The sequence below is a fragment of the Pseudomonas sp. TMP9 genome (assembly GCF_037943105.1).
Classification (GTDB): Bacteria; Pseudomonadota; Gammaproteobacteria; order Pseudomonadales; family Pseudomonadaceae; genus Aquipseudomonas.
This window is the reverse complement of record NZ_CP149803.1, coordinates 3,657,382-3,678,000: the sequence shown is the minus strand read 5'-3', so window position 1 is coordinate 3,678,000 and position 20,619 is coordinate 3,657,382. Positions and strand designations below refer to the sequence as shown.

At 55.2% G+C, this 20,619-nt stretch carries 13 protein-coding genes and 1 tRNA gene; 4 read left to right on the top strand and 10 right to left on the bottom strand.

Annotation, left to right across the window (positions count from 1 at the left end; translation table 11 throughout):
- Positions 1 to 18 precede the first annotated feature (18 nt).
- The gene (locus WF513_RS17225; protein ID WP_339080633.1) at positions 19 to 1,101 is read left to right on the top strand and encodes a methyl-accepting chemotaxis protein; all 1,083 of its coding nucleotides are present in this window, start codon (positions 19 to 21) and stop codon (positions 1,099 to 1,101) included.
- A gap of 103 nt (positions 1,102 to 1,204) precedes the next feature.
- Here WF513_RS17225 and gabT read toward each other — a convergent pair whose 3' ends face one another.
- Positions 1,205 to 2,485, bottom strand: a complete 1,281-nt coding sequence (gene gabT / locus WF513_RS17220) for a 4-aminobutyrate--2-oxoglutarate transaminase (protein WP_339080632.1) — start codon at positions 2,483 to 2,485, stop codon at positions 1,205 to 1,207.
- Positions 2,486 to 2,810: 325 nt separating this feature from the next.
- Complete coding sequence (gabD, locus tag WF513_RS17215) at positions 2,811 to 4,259, bottom strand: NADP-dependent succinate-semialdehyde dehydrogenase (RefSeq protein WP_339080631.1); 1,449 nt, start codon at positions 4,257 to 4,259, stop codon at positions 2,811 to 2,813.
- Between the two features lie 346 nt (positions 4,260 to 4,605).
- On the opposite strand from gabD, the gene WF513_RS17210 reads away from it, so the two are divergent.
- A tRNA-Arg gene (locus tag WF513_RS17210) sits at positions 4,606 to 4,682 on the top strand.
- Between the two features lie 166 nt (positions 4,683 to 4,848).
- Positions 4,849 to 6,084 carry a tyrosine-type recombinase/integrase gene (locus tag WF513_RS17205; RefSeq protein WP_339080630.1) on the top strand — a complete coding sequence of 412 codons (1,236 nt, stop codon included), beginning with the start codon at positions 4,849 to 4,851 and terminating at the stop codon, positions 6,082 to 6,084.
- A gap of 204 nt (positions 6,085 to 6,288) precedes the next feature.
- Here the strand turns inward: WF513_RS17205 and WF513_RS17200 are convergent, their stop codons facing one another.
- Both WF513_RS17200 and WF513_RS17195 read right to left on the bottom strand, forming a co-directional pair.
- Positions 6,289 to 6,978, bottom strand: coding sequence for a hypothetical protein (locus tag WF513_RS17200; RefSeq protein ID WP_339080629.1), 690 nt, complete (start codon positions 6,976 to 6,978; stop codon positions 6,289 to 6,291).
- 80 nt (positions 6,979 to 7,058) lie between these two features.
- Positions 7,059 to 10,169, bottom strand: coding sequence for an ATP-dependent helicase (locus WF513_RS17195; RefSeq protein WP_339080628.1), 3,111 nt, complete (start codon positions 10,167 to 10,169; stop codon positions 7,059 to 7,061).
- An 11-nt stretch (positions 10,170 to 10,180) separates the two neighbouring features.
- On the opposite strand from WF513_RS17195, the gene WF513_RS17190 reads away from it, so the two are divergent.
- Positions 10,181 to 11,331, top strand: a protein-coding gene (locus WF513_RS17190) for an IS3 family transposase (RefSeq protein ID WP_339080610.1) whose coding sequence is annotated in 2 segments (ribosomal slippage) — positions 10,181 to 10,427 and positions 10,427 to 11,331 — 1,152 coding nt in all. Because the reading frame shifts where the segments join, the coding sequence is not laid out codon by codon here.
- Here WF513_RS17190 and WF513_RS17185 read toward each other — a convergent pair.
- The 6 genes from WF513_RS17185 to WF513_RS17160 all read right to left on the bottom strand — a co-directional run bounded on the left by WF513_RS17185 (position 11,328) and on the right by WF513_RS17160 (position 20,347).
- Positions 11,328 to 11,912: a hypothetical protein gene (locus tag WF513_RS17185; protein ID WP_339080627.1), complete on the bottom strand. Its 585-nt coding sequence runs from the start codon at positions 11,910 to 11,912 to the stop codon at positions 11,328 to 11,330. The genes WF513_RS17190 and WF513_RS17185 overlap by 4 nt on opposite strands.
- Positions 11,913 to 12,083: 171 nt before the next feature.
- Positions 12,084 to 15,134, bottom strand: coding sequence for an HsdR family type I site-specific deoxyribonuclease (locus tag WF513_RS17180; RefSeq protein WP_339080626.1), 3,051 nt, complete (start codon positions 15,132 to 15,134; stop codon positions 12,084 to 12,086).
- A 3-nt stretch (positions 15,135 to 15,137) separates the two neighbouring features.
- Positions 15,138 to 16,295 (bottom strand): restriction endonuclease subunit S, encoded by a 1,158-nt coding sequence (locus WF513_RS17175; RefSeq protein WP_339080625.1) that lies wholly within the window; start codon positions 16,293 to 16,295, stop codon positions 15,138 to 15,140.
- The gene (locus WF513_RS17170) at positions 16,295 to 17,818 is read right to left on the bottom strand and encodes a class I SAM-dependent DNA methyltransferase (protein WP_339080624.1); all 1,524 of its coding nucleotides are present in this window, start codon (positions 17,816 to 17,818) and stop codon (positions 16,295 to 16,297) included. Before WF513_RS17170 ends, WF513_RS17175 begins: the two co-directional genes overlap by 1 nt.
- Positions 17,811 to 18,851 carry a virulence RhuM family protein gene (locus WF513_RS17165; RefSeq protein WP_339080623.1) on the bottom strand — a complete coding sequence of 347 codons (1,041 nt, stop codon included), beginning with the start codon at positions 18,849 to 18,851 and terminating at the stop codon, positions 17,811 to 17,813. The genes WF513_RS17170 and WF513_RS17165 overlap by 8 nt, the downstream gene beginning before the upstream one ends.
- Positions 18,848 to 20,347 carry a class I SAM-dependent DNA methyltransferase gene (locus WF513_RS17160; RefSeq protein WP_339080622.1) on the bottom strand — a complete coding sequence of 500 codons (1,500 nt, stop codon included), beginning with the start codon at positions 20,345 to 20,347 and terminating at the stop codon, positions 18,848 to 18,850. Before WF513_RS17160 ends, WF513_RS17165 begins: the two co-directional genes overlap by 4 nt.
- Between the last annotated feature and the right edge of the window lie 272 nt (positions 20,348 to 20,619).

Sequence of the window (20,619 nt, the reverse complement as noted above, 5' to 3'; positions counted from 1 at the left end):
TTTGGAGTAATACGCATCATGTTCGACAGTAAGTGGCGTTTGCGTTGTGAGAGTCTGGAGCAGGAAGTCAGTCGCCTTAACCAAGAAAAACTAGCCATGCAGCGTGAGCTGGATGCCTTGCGTAGCCAGAACCAACAGGACCAGCAGGCGCGCAGCGACCTTAATGGGGTCACCCGTTATCAGCATGACTTGCACGGCAAACTCTCACAGTTTGAAGATTCGCTTTCGCAGACCCGCGATGGTGTCGTGGCGCAGGCTGAGCAGCTGAGCCGTGAAGTGACCAAGCTGGAGCAAAACAGCGGCATCTTCCAGCAGACTTCAGCCCTGCTGGGTGGCTTCTCCGATTCGTTGAGCGGTATGGCAGTGCAGGGCGTAAGCAGTGTGCAAAGCGTCGGTTTGCTGCAGCAACGCGTCAGTGAAATCAGCCGTATCGTCGAGCTGATCAAAGCCATCTCCGACCAAACTAACTTGCTGGCACTGAATGCCGCCATTGAGGCGGCCCGCGCCGGTGAACAAGGCCGCGGCTTTGCCGTGGTTGCTGATGAGGTTCGTGCGCTGGCGCAACGTACCAGTCAGGCCACTCAAGAGATCAGTGCGCTGGTGGGCAGCATCAACCAGGAAACTGACAGCGCCAGCCGCTCTATCGGCAGCCTCTCAAATGAGGCCACGCGCTTGTCTGCTGATGTTTCACGGTCGGCGCAGACGCTTAATGAGATGGTGGTATTGGGCGAGCACATGACGCGGTTGATCGAAGGCATTGCGCTCGGCTCATTCTGTGAGGCGGTCAAACTCGATCACCTGCTGTTTAAGCTGACGGTGTACCAGCGCTTGTTTATGCACGACAGTAATACCCAGCTCAGCACCCACACCACATGCCGTCTGGGGCAGTGGTACCAGAACAGCGAGACTAAGTCCCGCTATGGCGTGCAGCGGAGCTTTCAGCAACTGGAACACCCGCACCGTGTGGTGCACGACAGCGCGCATGACGCCTTGCAGGCGGCTCAGGCGAAGGAGTGGAGCAAGGTCTTGCGCGCCGTAACGGATATGGAGAAGGCCAGCATGCAAGTCAATTCACTGATCGCCGAGCTGGCAGGCAGCTAAGCCGTTATCAGGCGTCGCAGTTCAAGTCTGTTTCGATGCACCGCAGCAAACGCAAAAGACCCGCAAAGCGGGTCTTTTTTGCTGCCAACTTAATACTTCGTGATTACGCCAGTTCGTCAAAGCATTCGGCGATGATCGCCAAACCACGATCCAGCAGTTCATCTTCGGCAGTCAGAGGCACCAGCACGCGCAAGACGTTGCCGTAGGTGCCGCACGACAGCAGGATCAACCCTTTATCGCGAGCCTTGGCCACAATCTGGCCAACCAACGCAGCTGCGGGTTTGTGGTGATCGCCACCCTCAAACAATTCAATGGCGATCATCGCACCGAGGGCGCGTACTTCACCGATGACCTTGTGCTTGGCTTGAATAGCCTTGAGGCCGGTGACCAAATGCTCACCGACAACCTTGCAACGCTCCAGCAGGTTTTCTTCTTCAAATACTTCGATGACCGCCAGGGCTGCCGCGCAGGCAATCGGGCTGCCAGCATAGGTGCCGCCCAAACCGCCCGGAGCGATGGCATCCATGTATTCGGCTTTGCCGCACACGCCAGCCACCGGGAAACCGCCAGCGATAGATTTAGCGAAGGTGGTCAAGTCAGCACTGACCCCCATCTGCTCCATGGCGAAGAAGGTGCCGGTGCGACCCGCGCCGGTTTGCACTTCGTCAGCGATCAGCAGAATGCCGTGCTGATCGCACAGTGCACGCAGGCGCAGCATGAAGTCTTTCGGCGCAACGTAAAAACCACCTTCGCCCTGCACCGGCTCAATGATGATCGCGGCGATGTCTTTAGGCTCAGCATCGTTCTTGAAAATACGCTCAATGCTGGCGATCGAGTCGTCTGTGCTGACGCCGTGCAGCGCGCATGGGTACTGCGCACGGAAGATGCCACCGGGCATTAGGCCCATGCCGGCGGAGTAGGGCACCACTTTGCCCGTCAACCCTAGGGTCATCATGGTGCGGCCGTGGTAGCCGCCAGTGAAGGCAATCACTCCGGCACGACCGGTCGCAGCGCGGGCGATTTTCACGGCGTTTTCCACCGCTTCTGAGCCTGTTGTAACCAGCAGGGTCTTCTTGACGAAGTCGCCCGGCACCCGTGCATTGATTTTTTCGCACAGCTCAACGTAAGGCTCGTACGCCAATACTTGGAAGCAGGTGTGGGTCAGCTTGGTCAGCTGTTTCTGCACGGCCGCAATCACTTTAGGGTGCAGGTGGCCGGTGTTGAGCACCGCGATACCGCCAGCGAAGTCGATAAATTCACGACCTTCGACGTCAGTTACGGTGGCGTTTTTTGCCGACTCAGCAAAAATCGGGTGAATCTGACCCACGCCGCGTGGAACAGCAGCGGCGCGACGTTGCATTAAAGATTCGTTGGTCTTGCTCATACAGTCCTCATTCACCGCTCATCGGCCGGTGTGGTTCAAGGATGAATGCAATCGGGGAAAGGCGTGTGCAGCATTCGATGATCGACTGCCACGCCCTGCCGGTTGCTCAGGTTCTTTATTACGCTGCTGCAAACCCAGGTGGCCGACTCGTTGGTTAAACCTGGGGTATTTCAATCTTTGAGTAACGGGTCAGCGAATTTTCGGAGCGTAGCGAGCGAAGGTCAGGCCAGGCGGCGGGGTTGGGAAAAAGCGGAGTTGGCTGTTGCCAATGAGCATTTTTACCAAATCCGCCAACGCAGCATCACCGAAGCGCAGTAGCGACTACCTAGATGCCGAGGCAGAGGTACTTAATTTCCAGATAATCCTCAATGCCGTACTTCGAGCCTTCACGGCCGAGACCGGAGGCTTTAACGCCGCCAAACGGCGCGACTTCATTGGAGATCAGCCCGGTGTTAACGCCTACCATGCCGTATTCCAGCGCTTCGGCAACCCGGAACACGCGGCCAAGGTCACGTGCATAAAAATACGAAGCCAGGCCAAATTCAGTGTCGTTGGCCATGGCGATCACATCGGCCTCGTCCTTGAAACGGAACAGCGGCGCCAGTGGGCCGAAGGTCTCTTCTTTAGCCACCGCGGCGGTCTTCGGTACGTCAACCAAGATGGTCGGCTCGAAGAAGCTGCCGCCCAGCGCGTGCGGCTTGCCGCCCATAAGCAGGCGCGCGCCTTTACTCAGCGCATCATCGATATGTTCCTGAACTTTGGCCACGGCTTTGTCGTCAATCAGCGGGCCGGTGGTGGTGCCTTCATCCAGACCATTACCGATTTGCAGCTTGGCTACTGCCGCAACCAGCTTCTCGGCAAAGGCGTCATACACGCTGTCTTGAATATATAAACGGTTAGCACAGACGCAGGTTTGGCCATTGTTGCGGTACTTGGAAATCAGTGCGCCTTCAACGGCTTTATCCAAGTCGGCATCATCGAACACGATAAACGGCGCGTTGCCGCCCAACTCCAATGAGACCTTTTTGACGTCTTTGGCGCATTCAGCCATTAGCTGACGACCAATTTCGGTGGAGCCGGTAAAGCTCAACTTACGCACGATCGGGTTGCTGGTCAGCTCGCTGCCGATATCGCCGGCGCTGCCCGTGACCACGCTAAGCACACCTTTAGGGATGCCCGCACGATGTGCCAGCTCAACCAGCGCTAATGCCGAAAACGGCGTTTGCGAAGCCGGCTTGATGACCATAGTGCAGCCCGCGGCCAGAGCTGGGCCGGCTTTACGGGTGATCATCGCCGCCGGGAAGTTCCACGGGGTAATCGCGGCGGTCACGCCGATGGGCTGCTTGATTACAATCAGGCGCTTGTCTGGTTGATGACCGGGAATCACATCGCCATAGACGCGCTTAGCTTCTTCAGCGAACCATTCAATAAAGGAGGCCGCGTAAACAATCTCGCCCTTGGCTTCGGCCAGCGGTTTGCCTTGCTCCAGCGTCATTAGGCGGCCAAGGTCATCTTGATTCTCGATCAGCAACTCGAACCAGCGGCGCAGCTTGTTCGAGCGTTCTTTGGCGGTTAGGGCGCGCCAAGCAGGCAGTGCACGGTCGGCTGCTTCAATCGCGCGGCGAGTTTCTGCGGCACCCATCTTCGGTACGGTTCCGATGATTTCACCGGTCGCTGGGTTGTTAACCTTAATGGTCTGGCCGCTGTCAGCATCCAGCCAGACGCCATCGATATAGGCCTGCTGACGGAACAGCTGGGTGTCTTTGAGTTGCATGGCAGTCTCCTAAATTCCGACACCCAGGTATCGGATCATTAATGCGGTCTGAGGCGCGCAATCGGGCATGGCCCTGATGCGACTCTTGAACAGCCCCAGCGCATACGCACGAATTGATTGTGCTACATGATGAAGCGCTGTGGCCAAGAGCGTTTGAAATCTCAAACGAATGCTAGGGTTAAGAGGGGTAAAGGGCAAGCGTCTGTTCGAAAAATTTAACGAAATGCCGTCTGTGTCTGAGGTCTTTCTATGAATTGTCAGTTTGAAGCTGATTGCCGTGCAGAATCACGAACAAAGTACCAGCATGGACGCCCATCAGCGACATGCGTATGATTGCGCCCGCACTGCACCAGTAGCTCAGCTGGATAGAGTACTGCCCTCCGAAGGCAGTGGTCATGGGTTCGAATCCCGTCTGGTGCACCAAATAACTGTTCACTGCTGTCTCTAGCAGTCTACGAAACACCCCAGTAAGCCCGCCCCGTGCGGGCTTTCTTGTATCTGGCTGTTTATCTCTGCCTGCCACTATATCTTCCCTTCGTGTATGCCAGCTTGTATGCTGGCGAAAAATTAGAACCGGAGGCATACAGGCATGAAACGCAGTGAGATCAAGCGCCGCCCGTTAGCAGACACCACTCTGTCGGGTTTAGAGCCAGAAAAAGCGACCTACAGGGAGCAAGACGGCCAAGGTCTGTACTTTCGTGTGAAGCCCAACGGCGGCAAATCTTGGGAACTGCGTTACAAGAAGCCAGACGGTAAGTGGTCATGGCTTGGCCTTGGCAGTTACCCCGAAGTGAGTGGAGCAGGCGCTAGGCAAAAGGCTGCCGAGCTGCGCACTGACGCCGTGGATGGTGTTAGCCCCCTGACGGCTAAGCACGCTCGCAAGGCTTCTGAGTTGGAAGCTGCCAACAACACTTTTGATGCACTGGCACGGGAGTGGATAGAGATACGCCGACCCGGCTGGGCACCCAGCACCGCCACTCGCAACATCGGGGCACTAGAGCTGCATGTATTCCCGATATTCGGTAAGCGCTTGTATGCCAGCATCCTGCCGATTGAGTGGATGGAGTTTCTGCGGGGTATGGAGCAGCAAGGCATTATTGAGCAGATGAGCCGGGTGCGCCGATCCTGTAAAGAAATCTACGACCTTGCCCGCGTCACTGGCCGTGCCGTGCATAACCCACTTGAAGGGTTGAGCCGCTTTCTGCAAACCAAGTCTGCCGAGAACTATGCCCACGTTACCGCCAAAGAGTTGCCCACTCTGCTGCGGGCCATTGCTGCTTACCCTCACGCCCATGATGTGCGCCTTGGTTTGCGCATGCTGATGCTTACGGGTGTACGCCCCAGCGAACTACGCGAAGCCCGCTGGGATGAGTTCGACCGCAAAGCAGGTTTGTGGATGATCCCCGCCGAACGAATGAAGAAGCGCCGCCCGCACACCGTGCCGCTCTCGCGCCAAGTGCTTGATGCTCTTGAGCAGTTACACAAGATGAGTGGGGCTTACCCGCTGCTGTTTCCTGGGCGCAACGACCGTACTCAACCGCGCAGCAACATGGTTTTCAATATGGCTCTGCGCCGTATGGGCTATGCAGGTCGGCAAACGGGCCACGGCTTCCGCCATATCGCGTCCACTACCCTGCGCGAGAAGGGTTTCGCCAAGGATCATGTAGAAGCTCAGCTCTCCCACGTTGAAGATGGCGTATCAGGTGTTTACAACAAGGCCACCTACCTGGAACAGCGCCGAACCATGATGCAGTGGTACGCCGATCACCTAGACAGACTAGAGACACAGACAGCAGTAAATCCCCCGCTCAATCAGAAATCGTAACGGAGTGCTTTAGGCTTTACGCGGTTCATTTTTTCAACACCTTAGTGAAGGCCTGCACTGGCTAAATGCAAAACTGCATCTAGCTTAGCCACCAATTGCATTGCACCTGACCAGTAAAGCGCACTTGCCTTAACCGGCGATACTCCAGGCTTGACCCAATGCAACAGAGATTCGATGGGCTAGTTTCGGCCAAGAGCGGACTAATCAAAACTTGCAACTGAAATTGTTGAGGCCTCCACCGTACTGACTTGCCCGAACAACAAACGACTCAGGGATATCTATACCGTCACCACTATCGCGCAGAAAGTCTCTGACAGCACACAGCGCATGCATCTTCAGGTACTCCCATTCCCGGTAGAGCTTGTCCTGCAGATCGCTGGCCGCTTTGGCAGCGCTAGGCTTTCGCTTCGGCAGCAGCTGAGTGTAGTCAGGCATTGGCGTGAACTCGTGGACGAACGTCGCCTGTCCGTAAGCCCATTGCGCGTCCGAGGATGGGCGCCATTGGTAGCGAACGGTGACTTTTAGCGGAGAGCTGAATCTGGACGGTGCCAAAATCTGGTCGTCCACGACAAACAGCTGAGCCTGTTCCTGCGCCGTTCTGACACGTTCCTGCATCTGCTCCACGGCATGAACTAGGTTGCTCCCTGCACGCAACACATCAGCCCTGGTTTGCTCTCGCTTGGCATGAGCCTTCGCTTTGCTGTGGGCAGTCAAAGCTCGCTCGAACGCACGGTATTCGGCGGCGATGAACTCGCCGCAACCACTCAGGCCAAGGGAATAGATCGGTGTTATCAGCTCGTCCCTCTCACATTTTTCCAACGCCGCTCGAAGCGCTCTTACGTCGATCGCAGCAATTTCACGCTGCTGATCCGGGGGTAGGTTGATGTAGCTCATGTCCAAAACTGTCCTTATGTCATGTCAACTTGAGCGCCCCGGGGCTGCGACGTGGAGTCCCAGAAGCGCTCCGATAAATATCAAAACCGCTGTCCGCAAATGCTTGAGTAAGCGCATCGATTGCAGTGCCTCCCCCGACTGGCGGAGCGCTCGCCGGCCCGCAACGCCGTGATCGCCTTGAACATACTCGTGCCGCTCGCCCTACTGGAGGGAACCGCGTCTTCCGAACATCCAGTGACAAGTGAGTGGGTGGAGATGCTGCTACAGCGCCTGCCGCCGAGGTTTTCCAAGATGGGTCGGACATGCCTAGAAACCTCGGATAGTCCGATACCCGTGCGTAGCCAAACCAGATCACCGTTAGTGTCACGAAGCATCCAGGGCATGGTAATGACCTGGCCATTCACAATGGCGGTGGTTTCTGGGACGTACTGCTCGATATCAGGTAGCAAAGCGGTACCGCGAGAGAAAGCGATCCGGGCGTGCTCCACCAGTGTTTTGTCTTCAAACTCAGTTGGCAGCGGCCTCTCGCCCCAGGCCTGCTCGAATGCCGCCTGGGGGTTCACACCATCTCGATAAACATACTCAAGGCCGGCGAGCACTGATCGACGAGCCCGAATCGAGATGTCCTGCTCTTGATCAGGTGGCAGGTTCAGCTCGTGAGCATAGTGATACTGAAGCGAGCAGGATATGAACCCGTTGAGTGCTGAGAAGCTGATTGCGGCGGGCGCGCTTAGTGGAACGCGAGCCAGGAAAGTCGGTGCCGGCAACGCCGCGGCGGTTCCACGACTTGGGGTGAAGATCAACGGGTCACACAGAGGGGTTGGGATCCTAGACGCATCGGTGCCGCAATAGACGTTGAGCCTGCTTTTCGCCCTGGAGACCCCGACGTAGAGCAGGTTGTTACGCTCGATAGCCTCATCTTCGGCCCGCATCTGAGACGTACTGTTGAGCGCCTCAGGGGGCAACAATAAAGCTTTGTGGTCGTCATCAAAACGTGGTGAAGCATCTGCGCCGAACCGAGACTTCTCGACGTTGGCCATATGCACCACGTCAAATTCGAGCCCTTTGCTACCGTGAACCGTCATGAGCCTTACGGCGTCGATTACAGCGGCCTCAGGCGGCAGTGAGCGATCCATCGAGGGCTGACCGATATAGCGTCGGAAATCTTCCCTCTCCAGATATTTGGACAGCGTCGCCTGGCTACCAACCCCATCGCTGTTGCGCACAGCGTAGAGGAATTGCCGCAGGGCCAGACGCCGGATCTGGGCATTCGCAGACTGGTCGCTCAGCGAGTCAAGGCCAAAGCCTTTTTCAAACATTAGATCACACACAAAAGCCCAGGGCCGGGAATTGCGGGTCGATGTGCCAAGCAGATCACTCAGCGCCTGGACGACCTCTTGCCCCTTAGGCGACAGCCCCGGTAATGGCTGCTTGAGCCAGCCGCCGCGCTGAAAATCAGGATCTAACTTGGACAGGTTCGTGAGCAGGTCTATGTCCGAGGCTGGCATACTGAGGTTACTGAACCGGAGCAAGCCCATGAGCGCGCCCGGTATTCGCTGAGTCAGGAGCTGCATCAAGCACAGGAATTCTTTGACTTCAGCGCGCTGACTCAGATCACCGATGTGCAGCACGGGAATCCCCGTCTGCTCGATGTCTTGGGCCAACTTATCCAACTGGGCGTTGGTGGAGCTGATGATGCCTTGGCTGCCGAGGGGGTGGCCGGACACCCGGCATTGCTCAATCTGGGCAACGATAGTGCCGCTCTGTGCATCTTTCTCCGCATGGATCAAAGCCGGATAGACACCGACCGCAGAGCGAGAAGGTGAGACAGGATCGAGGGGCACCTGGGGCTGCAGGACGTGATCAGTGCCGGCCCGTTCAATAGCACGCAGAATTTCCGGCGAACTACGGCGATTGATGTCCAGGCTATACCGCTTGATCGACGCTGCCTGGCCCCTCGCGACGTACGCCTCATCGAACTTGAGCAAACTCTGGATCGATGCGCCACGCCAATGGTGAATTGCTTGGCGAATGTCGCCGACCACCCACAAATGACGCTGTGATGCCCCGATCTTTTTAACGAGCTCGATCATGACGTGGTTGACGTCCTGATACTCGTCCACCAGGACATGGTCGTACTGCTCAAGGAAAGCGGCTATAGACGGGCGATCATCACGCGCCTTGAGGACGGGACGAACCAATAGGTCTGGATAGTCGACCCAACCCTCCCTGCGCAGGACGCCCTCGTAGGCCCGGTATAGAGTGATGATGTCCTCGCGCTCCAGGGCAACCTCTGGATCGACAGCTGGAAGCGTTCGAAGGATTGCTGCGTAGTCGTCAGGAAAGACCAGCTCTTCCTTAAGCCGGTGAATAATCTTCAGGACGTCAGGAAGCCAATCGTACGGATTGCGCAGCCTGAAAAAATACTTGAGCTCCAGATTGGGCAGCTCGTTGACCATCATCCTGACCTGCTGGAGTAGATCCGCAATCTTGATCTGAGGGGTTAACTCAAAGTGATGATGATGCTTTCGAAGTAGCTCTAACCCGAACGAGTGAAATGTGCCCGCCCATATTTGGGAAACACTCGGGACATTGGCCGCAGTCAGCCGCTCAACAAGCTCCTGTGCTGCAAGGTTGGTGAACGTCATGACCAGGATTTTACTGGCAGGCACGCCACTGGAAATTAGGTGGGCTACACGGTGCACCAAGGTAGTGGTCTTGCCCGTGCCTGGCCCTGCTACGACATTGACGTATCTCTCGGGAGCTTGTGCAGCACGCCACTGCGCATCGCTTGGTGGGTGCGTCGCAGAGGGTGCTACTGGAGCAACATCCGGGAGCAGTAACGCGTCAGCCAATTGCTGCCGTACCACCTCTAGAGGCAACTGGAACGTTGTAGCGATATGCCGGGAGCGCCATCCGTTTTGCCACAGAGCTCTGGCCGCAGGCTTGGGCAACAGCAGCTCTCGCGCAAAGACGTTGGCTTGAAGCTCTTGGCGCTCCCATGCGCCATACCCTTCAACCACTGCGTAGCCGGGCGTTTGCCCAGACTCTTCGGAGATAAATGGTGTTGAGGTCGTTCCATTTACGGGCTCTGAAGAGTCGAGATACCAATGGCCGAGCTCATGTGCCAGAAGGTAGATTGAATCGCCCCTAGTTTCGTAGACACCTCCACGCCTCATAATAAGGCCCATCAGGAGGTGCCATGAGCAACCCGCGTTTTTCCGAAGAGTTCAAAATTGAAGCAGCTAGGCAGGTTACCGAACGGGGCCTGCCGGTCGCTGAGGTGTCCGCTCGTCTGGGCATGTCGACACACAGCCTGTATGCCTGGGTGAAGCGCTACAGCAAGCCTGCGGAGCAACGCCTGCAAGAGGATGATCAGCACGCTGAGTTACGGCGCCTGCGCGCCGAACTCAAGCGTGTAACTGAAGAGCGAGACATCCTAAAAAAGGCCGCCGCGTACTTTGCCAAGGAGTGCGGCTGAAGTACGCCTTCATTAATCAGATGTCAGCGAGTTACTCGATTCGCCGTCTGTGCCTGACGTTGAAAGTACACGTCAGCGGTTACTACGCATGGCGGGCTGAGCCCAAGTCGGCGCGCGCTAAGGATGACCTGCGACTGCTTGGCTTGATAAAGCACTCTTGGTTAGAGAGCGGCGGCGTCTACGGCTACCGTAAAATTCATGACGACCTGCGCGAGCTTGGAGAGGTCTGCGGTCGGCATCGTGTTGCTCGACTGATGCGTAAAGAGGGGCTGCGTTCGCAGACGGGCTATCGACGACGCCCGGGACGTTACGGTGGTAAGCCGCCAGTTGCCTCTCCAAACTATTTGGAACGTCGCTTCAATGTCACAGAGCCCAATAAAGTATGGGTGACCGACATTACGTACATCCGAACTTACGAGGGCTGGCTGTACTTGGCAGTGGTGCTCGATCTGTTTTCGCGTCAGGTCATTGGCTGGTCAATGAAACCGAACATGACCAGCGACTTGGCAATAGATGCGTTACTGATGGCGGTCTGGCGACGTAAGCCGAAGCAGGAAGTCATGATTCACTCAGATCAGGGGAGCCAGTACAGCAGCTCAGACTGGCAAAGCTTCCTGAAGGCCAACAACTTGCTAGGAAGCATGAGCAGGCGCGGTAACTGTCATGACAACGCTGTGGCTGAGAGCTTTTTCCAGTTACTGAAACGAGAACGAATCAAGCGGAAAGTCTATGGTTCTCGGCAGGAAGCACGCAGTGACGTGTTCGACTACATCGAGATGTTTTACAACCCGAAACGGCGTCATGGTTTCAATGATCAGCTGTCACCGGTAGAGTTTGAAAAGCGATATTTCCAGAGGCTGGCCGGTGTCTAGAAAACCCGGGGCGATTCAGAGCGCATCGCCTTGATGCCACCATCGCGCCATTCGCGAAAGGGCCTGAGGTAAGGCTTGAAGGAGCCAAGTGCCCACGTGTTGATCTCGTCATGCCGGTTACGGCGCAGGCGGCTGCCAAAGACGTTACTGCTTAGCTGCTTGTCGAAGAGGCCGCCGACTTCCATCATCCATAGCGATGACAGCACGTGAAAGTCGATGCTGCAGCGGGCCATGAGGCGGAATATGGCGGTGGGGTGGTTACCGGCTTCAGTCGCGCTTAGCCACTCGGCTTCCGGTGAGGCGAAGATCAGGCTTTGATCCTTCTCTGTCTTCTCTGCCTTCTCTGGCTGGATTTCTTTGGGTGCCAGCGTCCAAGTGCCGAGAAATGCGGGGTCTTTCACCCAGTCCTCGCTCGCGGCTTCGATCCGATCTTTCAGGCGAGTGAGGTTTTGGCTCAGGTCGTCTTCATAGTTGGCGATGTCGAACAGCGAGGGGTTAGTTGAGTAGTAGAGGTCAACCTTAGCCTTGCGGTAGGCAAGGCCAAGATCGTGCAGCGATACCGATATTTGGGCGACGTCCATTTCTTAGCCTTCAGCAATCCTGAGATATCCCGGATATTACCGAAAGTAAGCAGCAGTGGGCGAAAGCATTGCCAAGTGCTCTAGCTCAGCCACTGTGAGTCATCGATCACTGAAGACTCCAGTTTAAAACTGGAGCGCTCCAGCGGGTTGTTCTGATCGCGCGCATGCACATTAGTAGTGCTCTTCAATGTACGCGTATGCCTTTTCAAACAGGTCCTTGTCTTTGCTTAGGCCAAACTGCGCCAGGGTTAGCATGAGTGCTTTCTGGATTTCACGCGGGCCGCTGTTCGAGTTCTGCCAGCCCTCAAAACGAGTCGCCTTCACAATCTTGTCGATCTGTTCGACTACATCACCAATCAGTTTCGGCGTGGTTTCCGGGCGGGTTTCCAGGAAGAGCGTGGTCAGCGCTTGCTTGTTGTCTTCCTCTGTCACCACCTTCTCGCCGGTTTCGCGCTCGGCCTGCACCGTATCTTTGGCCGCTTGAAGCAAACCTTTGAGCCAGTCGATGGCCTTGATTACACCAGCCTCATAGTCGCGGCGTAGCTTCTCTAAGCGTTCACCAAGCTCAACGAATGTAGGTTCGCCACTGCCGCGCAGCCGCCCCATCAGGTCGATTTCCAGGCGACGGGCGCGCTTCTCCTGCTCTTTCTCGGTGAGGGTGAAGATCGCGTGTTCATCCATGATCAGCTCATCGATGTCATCGCGGATGCGTTTGATATCGGTGTGCTCGTGAATCATTTTGATGGTCTCAGGCCCCAGTGCGGCCCAGACCAGCGCGCCTGTTTGGCCAACCGGGCGTACGGACTCATAAATTTGCGCCAGCCATTTGTAATCCTGGCGGTAGGGCGACAGGAACGGGTCGGGGTTGATGGCTGACCAAAGCTTGGCTAGCACCCCAAAGGCTGCGGCAAACTCATCACGCTTCTTGTTGTTCGGCAAGCACTCTTGAGCGGCCATGATGCCGTCGAAGCCTTCCAGCGTGCGGTCCACGTTCGGGAAAAAGGCCAGACACTGCTTCAGCTGTTCCGGCAGCAGTTCCTTGAATTTTTCGATGCCCTCGACAATCCCGTCGATCTCTTCTGGGTTGTAAGCCAGCGCCGTGCGCAGGTTTTCGAATACGCCCAGGTAATCGATAATCAGACCCATACGCTTGACCACTCCATCCGCCTCATACAGGCGGTTGGTGCGGCACATGGCCTGCAGCAGGGTGTGATCGCGTAGCGGCTTGTCCAAGTACATGCAGTAACAGATGGGCGCATCGAAACCGGTGAGTAGCTTGGCGGTAACGATCAGCAGTTGCAGTGGTTGCTTCGGGTCTTTATAAGTTTCCAACAGGTTCTTCTGGGCCTGCTCGTCACCATCAAATTTCTGCCAGCGCTCAAAGTCAGCCTGCTTGATTGGCAACTCAAGCTCTTCATGCCAACGGTTCCAGTCCTTGTTGAGCTTGCCGCTCTCATCCTTCACCAGGGCTTGGTCAACGTTCATCACCACTTCTAAAGCGTCGAAACCGAGTTTGCTGCCGAGCAGGTCGTACATCTGCACGCAGGCCTCGCGGTCATAGACCACCAACATGGCTTTCATCTTCTTCGGCAGCACATGGCTGGTGAAGTGCTCGGCAATGTCTGCGCTGATGGCCTCCATGCGTTTCGGGGCCTTGAGCATGACGGAGAGCTTGCCGGCGCGCTTGGACAGCGCGGCCTTTTCGTCATCGTCTAGGTTGTTGTCTTTAACCAGTTGCTCGAACTCCTGGTTGATCGCCTCGCGGTCGACCCGCAGTTCGGCCAGGCGTGGTTCGAACTTCACCGGGTTGGTGGCACCGTCGCGGATCGACTGCTTGTAGCTGTAACGGTTCATGTAGCGGCCAGGGTCTTCATCGGCGCCAAACAGCTTGAAGGTGTTGCGCTCGATACCGGATATCGGTGTACCCGTCAGGCCGTAGAAGTGGGCGTTGGGCAGAGCCCAGCGCATCTTCTCGCCCAAGCCGCCTTCTTGAGTGCGGTGGGCTTCATCCACCAGCACGATGATGTTGTCGCGAGGGTTCAGGCCATCAAGGTTGTGCTCATCAACCTCGACATCCTTGAACTTGAAAATGGTGGTGATCAGGATGCCGCGACTGTCCTGCTCGATATGTTCGCCAAGCTTTTTGCAGCTCTGTACCTTGATCAGGTTTTTTACATCGGCACCGCCGAAGGTCTCGCTGATCTGGCTGTCGAGATCGCGGCGATCCACCACGATCAGCACGGTAGGGTTTTTCAGTTCGTTGTCGGTGCGTAGCATCTTGGCCGCGTAGAGCATCAGCAGCGACTTGCCCGAGCCTTGGAAGTGCCAGATCAGGCCCTTTTTCGGGTAGCCATGCTTGACCCGCTCGACGATCTGTTTGGCAGCTTCGAACTGCGGGTAGCGCGGCAGTAACTTGATGCGTTTGGGCGCAGTGTCTTTGCCCGTTTTGTGGGTGGAGAACAGGGCAAAGGAGGCCAGCAGTTGCAGTAGGGTTTGCGGGTTCAACAACCCAGCTGCGCTTTCCAGCACGGATGCCAGTGTGGCGGAAATATCCTCGCGCTGATCGGTGTGGTGCCAAGGGCCCCAGTCTTTAACCCGCGCATTGATCGCGCCATAGGCAAAGGTTTTACCCTCGCTAGCAAAGCACAGCAGGTTGGGAACAAAGAAGGGCTGCACGTTGTGCCAGTAATGCTTCTTGCCGCCCATAAAGTCAGCGGCACCGTCCTGCCAACTGACGCTGGGGCGGGTGGCGCTTTTCACTTCACCGACTACCAACGGGATGCCGTTCACGTAGAGCACGATATCGAAATACACCTCGCTGGCCGCTAGGTAATGCACCTGCTGGGCCACCACGAAGTGGTTGTTCTCGATGTTGTCGAAGTCGACTAGGTTGATGGTGACATGGTCGCCGTTCTCGCCAAAGGGCAAGGTCTTTTCGGCCAGCAGCCATGCCTGGAAATTCTCATTGGCCCGGACTAGGCCACTGTGCGGCGCCTCCAGCAGAACCCCGCGCAGCTTATGGACCACCTCATCGGCGTAATCCGGCTGCTTGGCGATAGCTGGGTTTAACGAACATAACGCGTCTTTTAGCCACTCATCGACAAAGATATTCTGCGCTTGTTTTGGCAGGTTCTCGCCGTGACAGTAAGTCCACTTTATCCCGCTCAAATTCTTTAAGCAGTCGATAATTCCATTTTCGGTGACGGTTTGTTCGTTAAACATTAATTAAGTCTCCATAAGCCCCGCGGACATAGCTCGTCTAAAACTATTTTTACTAGTCAGCCCCGTCCTTAAGTTGTTAACTATTTCGTTGGCGGCGCTTAGCCTTTCTACAATTCCTCTCTGCTTTTCTATTGATGGTATGGATAATTTTATTGCGCCAAATCTGCCGACTCCTAAATGCGCTACAGTCGTTACATTTGCCGCATATGCAAAAATCCGCTTGTAATATGCGCAACGAAACAGATACAAAGCAAATTCTGGGATTATTAGGGGGCCGCACCTGAATCTAATTAGGGTGTTCTGGATGCAGCAGTTGTCTATCTCGCCATTATACATGGCGGATCGGCCGACATTAAAAATGCTAGTTATGTCACCTTCGGTGATCAGGATGTCTTTGGGTAGTAATTTGTGGTTCTCATAATCTTTTTCATTGAAGTCCATTTGCTCTACATCGTCAAAATCCAACTCCCCGTCTAGTACATTAACAACTCTTAGGTAAGGCTTTGAATTTAGACCTTTCGTATATTTTGGAGATCTTTGTCGCCCAAGCTTAATTTCACCTAAAGCTTCAATTTTGTACTCTCGCAAAGAGCTGTCAGTCTTCCATATCTCCTTGAACATGAGTGTGCAGAACATTTTTTCTGCAGAGCTCAAGCAGTGCTCTTTCAATGAAAAAGTCTGATCAACACGGTCTAAAATATTCACCACTGCTGACTGACGGTTCAGATTGGCTATTGTAAGTTGTAAGTCTTTTAAAGCGGAAAATTTAGTTCTGGGCGACAGTGATCCTGAGGAGGTTTTAATGGCCCAGTCCCAAAAGTAATCCGTATGAATAATTCTGGATAAATAGTCAGTGCTGACTGTGTTTTCTTTAGGCTCTAGCACCAGAATGTCGCCAGAGCATATTCCATCAAATTCAGCGAGGGCTGCTTTTTTTAAGTATGATCGCCGCTTTCCAAACAAAATATGTCCTTTCTTAAAAACACGTGTGAAACTCGGGTTGTCCTTAGCTATTATTCCCCATCTATTAATTTTTAAAGAGCCGGAATCTAGATGTTCTAAACCTATATAGCGTTCATATCCATCAATAATGGGGTTTTTAGTGGAGAGGTTAACTTCGCGGCAAATTTCACCAAACTTAGTCTTGTGCCATATACTCATCAGCTCAGATCCTCGCCGTGAACACGGTAACCCGCATCGTTCAAGCACTTTATTAATATGCTGTTTTTCTTATGTAGCTGTATGCGTTCGACTTTCCACATTTCTACCGCATGCTCAATCCCTTGTACTTCTTTATTCCCACTGGCAGCCACATAGAGTGGGATAGACAAATTGTGCAGGTTCTCACGAATAGCCGCCATATCCACAAGTGCGGTAATGGCTGAGTGCTTGTCCGGAGCTGTATAGGCTTCGATTAGCACAGTAAGGTCGTCATCCGAGAGCCGGCTGTTGGCGCGCTCGCGGCTGACATGCTCGACGCCATTGATAAACAGAATCTTGCCTCTGCGCTCGACTGGCTTGTTGCAGTTGAGCACCACCACGCAGGATTCCATCGGCGAGTTGTAGAACAGGTTGGGACCGAGCCCGATCACCGCCTCGATAATGTCCGACTCGATGACCTGCTTACGAATGGCCTGCTCGGAATCACGGAACAGTACGCCATGGGGCCAGAGCATCGCGGCGCGGCCTGTGTCGGGCTTCAGGCTTTTGATGATATGGGTATAGAAACCGTAATCAGCGCAGCCCTGGGGCGGTGCGCCGAAGAGGTTGCGCCCGTAGGGGTCGGCGGCGAACTTGTCGCGGTTCCATTTTTTGATGGAGTACGGCGGGTTGGCGAAGATCACGTCGAACTGCTTGAGCTGATCGCCCTCGATAAATTTAGGCTCAGCCAATGTGTCGCCGCGAAGCACCTCGAACTCTTCGATCTCGTGCAGAAACATGTTCATACGGGCGATGGCGGAGGTGAGTAGGTTCACTTCCTGGCCATAGAGTTTGACGCTGCGCCATTCCTTACCTTCATCGCGCAGGTCCATCACCGCATTGAGCAGCATGCCGCCAGTGCCGCAGGTGGGGTCGTAGGCGGTTTCACCTGGCTTCAAACCCATGATGCGGGTCATCAGGTGCACCACGGTGCGGTTGGTATAGAACTCGGCGGCGGTATGACCGGAGTCGTCGGCAAATTTCTTGATCAAGTACTCGTAGGCTTCGCCCAAGTCGTCTTGGGCCACTGATTTGATGCCTAGGGGGATTTTGCTGAAGTGCTGGATCAGATCGGCCAGTAGGTGATCGGGCAGGCGCTCCTTGTTGGTCCACTGGGCATCGCCGAATACGCCGTGCAAGCGTTCGTTGTGGGTCTCGATTAGGCGCAGTGCATTCTGGATCGCCTCGCCGATGTTTTTGCTGGTGTGGCGCACCTTTTCCCAGCGCGCTTCCTGGGGAATATGGAAGCGGTGAAACATGGGCATAACCGCGTAGTCCGCGTCGCCTTCGCTGACCTCCAGGGCCTCGACATACTCTTCGAGGTAAACGTCGGACAGGCGTTTGTAAAACAGCAGCGGAAACACGTACTGCTTGTAGTCGGAAGCATCGATCTGCCCACGCAGAAACTCGGCGGCCCCCCAAAGCAGGTCTTCGAGTTTCTTTTTGCCGAGGCGCGAAGCCTGGTGTTTTTGTTGCTCAATCATTTTTGCGGGTCTTGTCTGATAGCTGGTGAGTAAGCTGGCTCAAGTCGGCAAGGCGATTATCCGCGTTAGCGGTATCGAGCTGCTGGCGCTGCTGATGAAACAGCTCGTACTGCGTCTCGGCATGCTGTTTGGCCATGTCGTGGGAGATCTTGCCGGCGTTGTCGAGAATGTCGCGGTCGTTCAGGGTCAGAAAACCATCGAGCTTTTTCACCCAGTCGATCATGGACATGGGGATACGGCGCATGGCCTGGCCTTCGGCAAATACTAGGTACTGCTCGACTAGGTTGTTGAGGGCGCTGAGTTCGTCTGCCGTGAGGTAGTTCTTGGCATTGGCGATATCTTGTTTGCGCACCTTGGCGCCGCGCCAGTTGGTCAGGCCCATATGCGGTTTGCTGCTGTCCGCGCGGCTGTGAATAAGCTCGGCTGCGGTTTGCCCAGTAATTGCCCAGTGCACTTTGTTCTGCACGGTTTTGAAGAAACCGATGCTGGCGTCCTGGGTGGGGTCGTAATCGACGCTGGTGGCGTAGATATCGGTGATCTTCTGGTAGAAGCGTTTTTCACTGGTGCGAATATCCTGAATGCGCCGCGTCAGCTCTTCGAAGTAGTCGAAGGGCTGGTCGGGGTTCTTCAGACGCTCATCATCGAGAACAAAACCTTTGACGATGTATTCACGCAGCTGGCGGGTAGCCCATTGGCGGAAGCGCGTTGCCGTATGGCTTTGCACGCGGTAACCCACGGAAATGATGGCATCTAGGTTGTAGTGCTTGAGGCTGCGTTTTACCTGGCGGTTGCCTTCCTGGCGAACTACTAAGAAATCCTTAGTGGTTGCGTTTTGATCAAGCTCGCCATCGCTGAAGATGTTCTTCAGGTGCATTAGCACGTTCTCTGGCGTGGTGCTGAACAGCTCTGCCATAAGAGCTTGGGTCAGCCATACCGTCTCGTCGACAAAGCGCACATCCAAACGGGTTTGCCCGTCTTCGCTCTGATAAATGATGAATTGTGAGGCGTTGCTGTCGGCATCATCCGTGCTCATAGTTCAAAACCCTCCTTGATCAGCAGCTCTTCAAGTTCCTGTTCGGCCTGCTCCAGCGCTGCCAGTTTCTGCTGGAAGTCCTTCAACGCCTCTTCGACGCTGATGGTCTCTTCTTCCAGTGGCTTTTGCACATAGCGGGCAATGTTCAGATTGAAGTCGTTCTCTGCGATTTCGCTCAGTGGCACCCAGCGCGCCACCCCTTCCAGTGCAGTCGCACTAGGGCCCTGCTGGTATTGATCCGCGTATGTCTGATAAATCTCATCCGCCTGGGTGTTGCTCAGGGTGTTTTGCGCACGACCCTTGGTGAAGATTTCTTCGGCATTGATGATCAGTACATGGTCGCGGTGCTCATCAGGGCGCTGCTTGCGCAGTAGCAAAATGCACGCAGGGATAGAGGTGCCGTAAAACAGGTTTTGGGCTACACCGATAACCGCTTCGATGCGGTTTTCCTTGAGCAGGCTAGTGCGGATTCTGCCCTCTGCTGCACCGCGAAACAGCACGCCATGCGGCAGCACAACCGCCATGCGCCCATTATCATTGAGCGAAGCAAACATATGCTGCACCCAGGCAAAGTCGCCATTGGTCTTCGGCGCGAGCCCGTATTTGTTGCGACTGTAAGCGTCCGCTGCCCACTGCTCACGGCCCCACTCGCTAAGGCTGAATGGTGGGTTGGCGATCACGCAGTCAAAGGTTTCGAGCCGGTCGTAAATGAGGAACTTGGGTTCGCGCAGGGTATCGCCGCGCACGATCTCGAAATCTTCCTGGCCATGGAGAAACAGGTTCATGCGGGCAATGGCTTCGGTGGTCAGGTTTTTTTCCTGACCTTTGAGCTTCAGTAAGCGGGGGTCGCCATTGTTTTCACGAACGTGATGAATGGTCTCCAGCAACATGCCGCCCGTACCGCAGGCCGGGTCATAAACACTTTCACCTGCTTTGGGATCGAGGATGTTGACCATCAACCGCACGATGGTGCGCGGGGTATAGAACTCACCGGCTTTCTTGTTGGCTTTGTCGGCGAAACGCTTGATCAGGTATTCGTAAGCGCGGCCCATATCGTCGTTACGAACACTGGCAACGCCGAGATTGACCTTATTGAAGTGATTGAGCAGCGTGGCCAGCAACTCATCAGGCAAGCGCTCTTTATTCGTCCAACTGGCATCGCCGAAGATACCGTGTAATCGAGGGTTGGCGAGCTCTACTCCGCGAAAGGCATCCTTGAGCGCTTGACCAACATCATGCGACTTGGCGAATACGTCATCCCAATGGCAGCCAACTGGTACCTGGATTCGATGGAACATTTTATCGCGCGCTAGCTTCTCGCTGCCGACCTTGGCCAGCACATCCTCGAACTCTTCCTCATAGACATCGCAGATCCGCTTAAAGAACAGGATCGGGAATATGTAGGTTTTGTAGTCGGATGCGTCAATGGGGCCGGTGATGATATGCGCGGCATGCCATAGGTGGGCTTCCAGGTCTTTTAACTTTATTAAGGTCATTTTTACTCGGGGAAATCTTGAACAGCAGTTCGGGTAGCCTGCTCTGGTGGCAGGATATAGATGGGTGCAAGTGTACTGGAGATCATTGAGCAGGAGGCCCCTCTGTCGCGGTGACGAGGGGCAATAGCGGGGTTCAGTGCCAGCTGTATCAGTTGTATATGTCCCCACACGGCCAGGGCACAAATATCGATACCGTCTAAGCATCATGTGGCTTGCCAGTGCTCGTTGTATCGGCAGATCTTCTGGGGGGGAGTTGGCCGGAATCTCGATTC

Bases quoted from the DNA above. Each gene is read 5' to 3' on its own strand.
- WF513_RS17225 (WP_339080633.1), top strand. From the start codon at position 19: ATGTTCGACAGTAAGTGGCGTTTGCGTTGTGAGAGTCTGGAGCAGGAA.
- gabT (WP_339080632.1), bottom strand. From the start codon at position 2,485: ATGAGCAAGACCAACGAATCTTTAATGCAACGTCGCGCCGCTGCTGTT.
- gabD (WP_339080631.1), bottom strand. From the start codon at position 4,259: ATGCAACTCAAAGACACCCAGCTGTTCCGTCAGCAGGCCTATATCGAT.
- WF513_RS17205 (WP_339080630.1), top strand. From the start codon at position 4,849: ATGAAACGCAGTGAGATCAAGCGCCGCCCGTTAGCAGACACCACTCTG.
- WF513_RS17200 (WP_339080629.1), bottom strand. From the start codon at position 6,978: ATGAGCTACATCAACCTACCCCCGGATCAGCAGCGTGAAATTGCTGCG.
- WF513_RS17195 (WP_339080628.1), bottom strand. From the start codon at position 10,169: ATGGGCCTTATTATGAGGCGTGGAGGTGTCTACGAAACTAGGGGCGAT.
- WF513_RS17185 (WP_339080627.1), bottom strand. From the start codon at position 11,912: ATGGACGTCGCCCAAATATCGGTATCGCTGCACGATCTTGGCCTTGCC.
- WF513_RS17180 (WP_339080626.1), bottom strand. From the start codon at position 15,134: ATGTTTAACGAACAAACCGTCACCGAAAATGGAATTATCGACTGCTTA.
- WF513_RS17175 (WP_339080625.1), bottom strand. From the start codon at position 16,295: ATGAGTATATGGCACAAGACTAAGTTTGGTGAAATTTGCCGCGAAGTT.
- WF513_RS17170 (WP_339080624.1), bottom strand. From the start codon at position 17,818: ATGATTGAGCAACAAAAACACCAGGCTTCGCGCCTCGGCAAAAAGAAA.
- WF513_RS17165 (WP_339080623.1), bottom strand. From the start codon at position 18,851: ATGAGCACGGATGATGCCGACAGCAACGCCTCACAATTCATCATTTAT.
- WF513_RS17160 (WP_339080622.1), bottom strand. From the start codon at position 20,347: ATGACCTTAATAAAGTTAAAAGACCTGGAAGCCCACCTATGGCATGCC.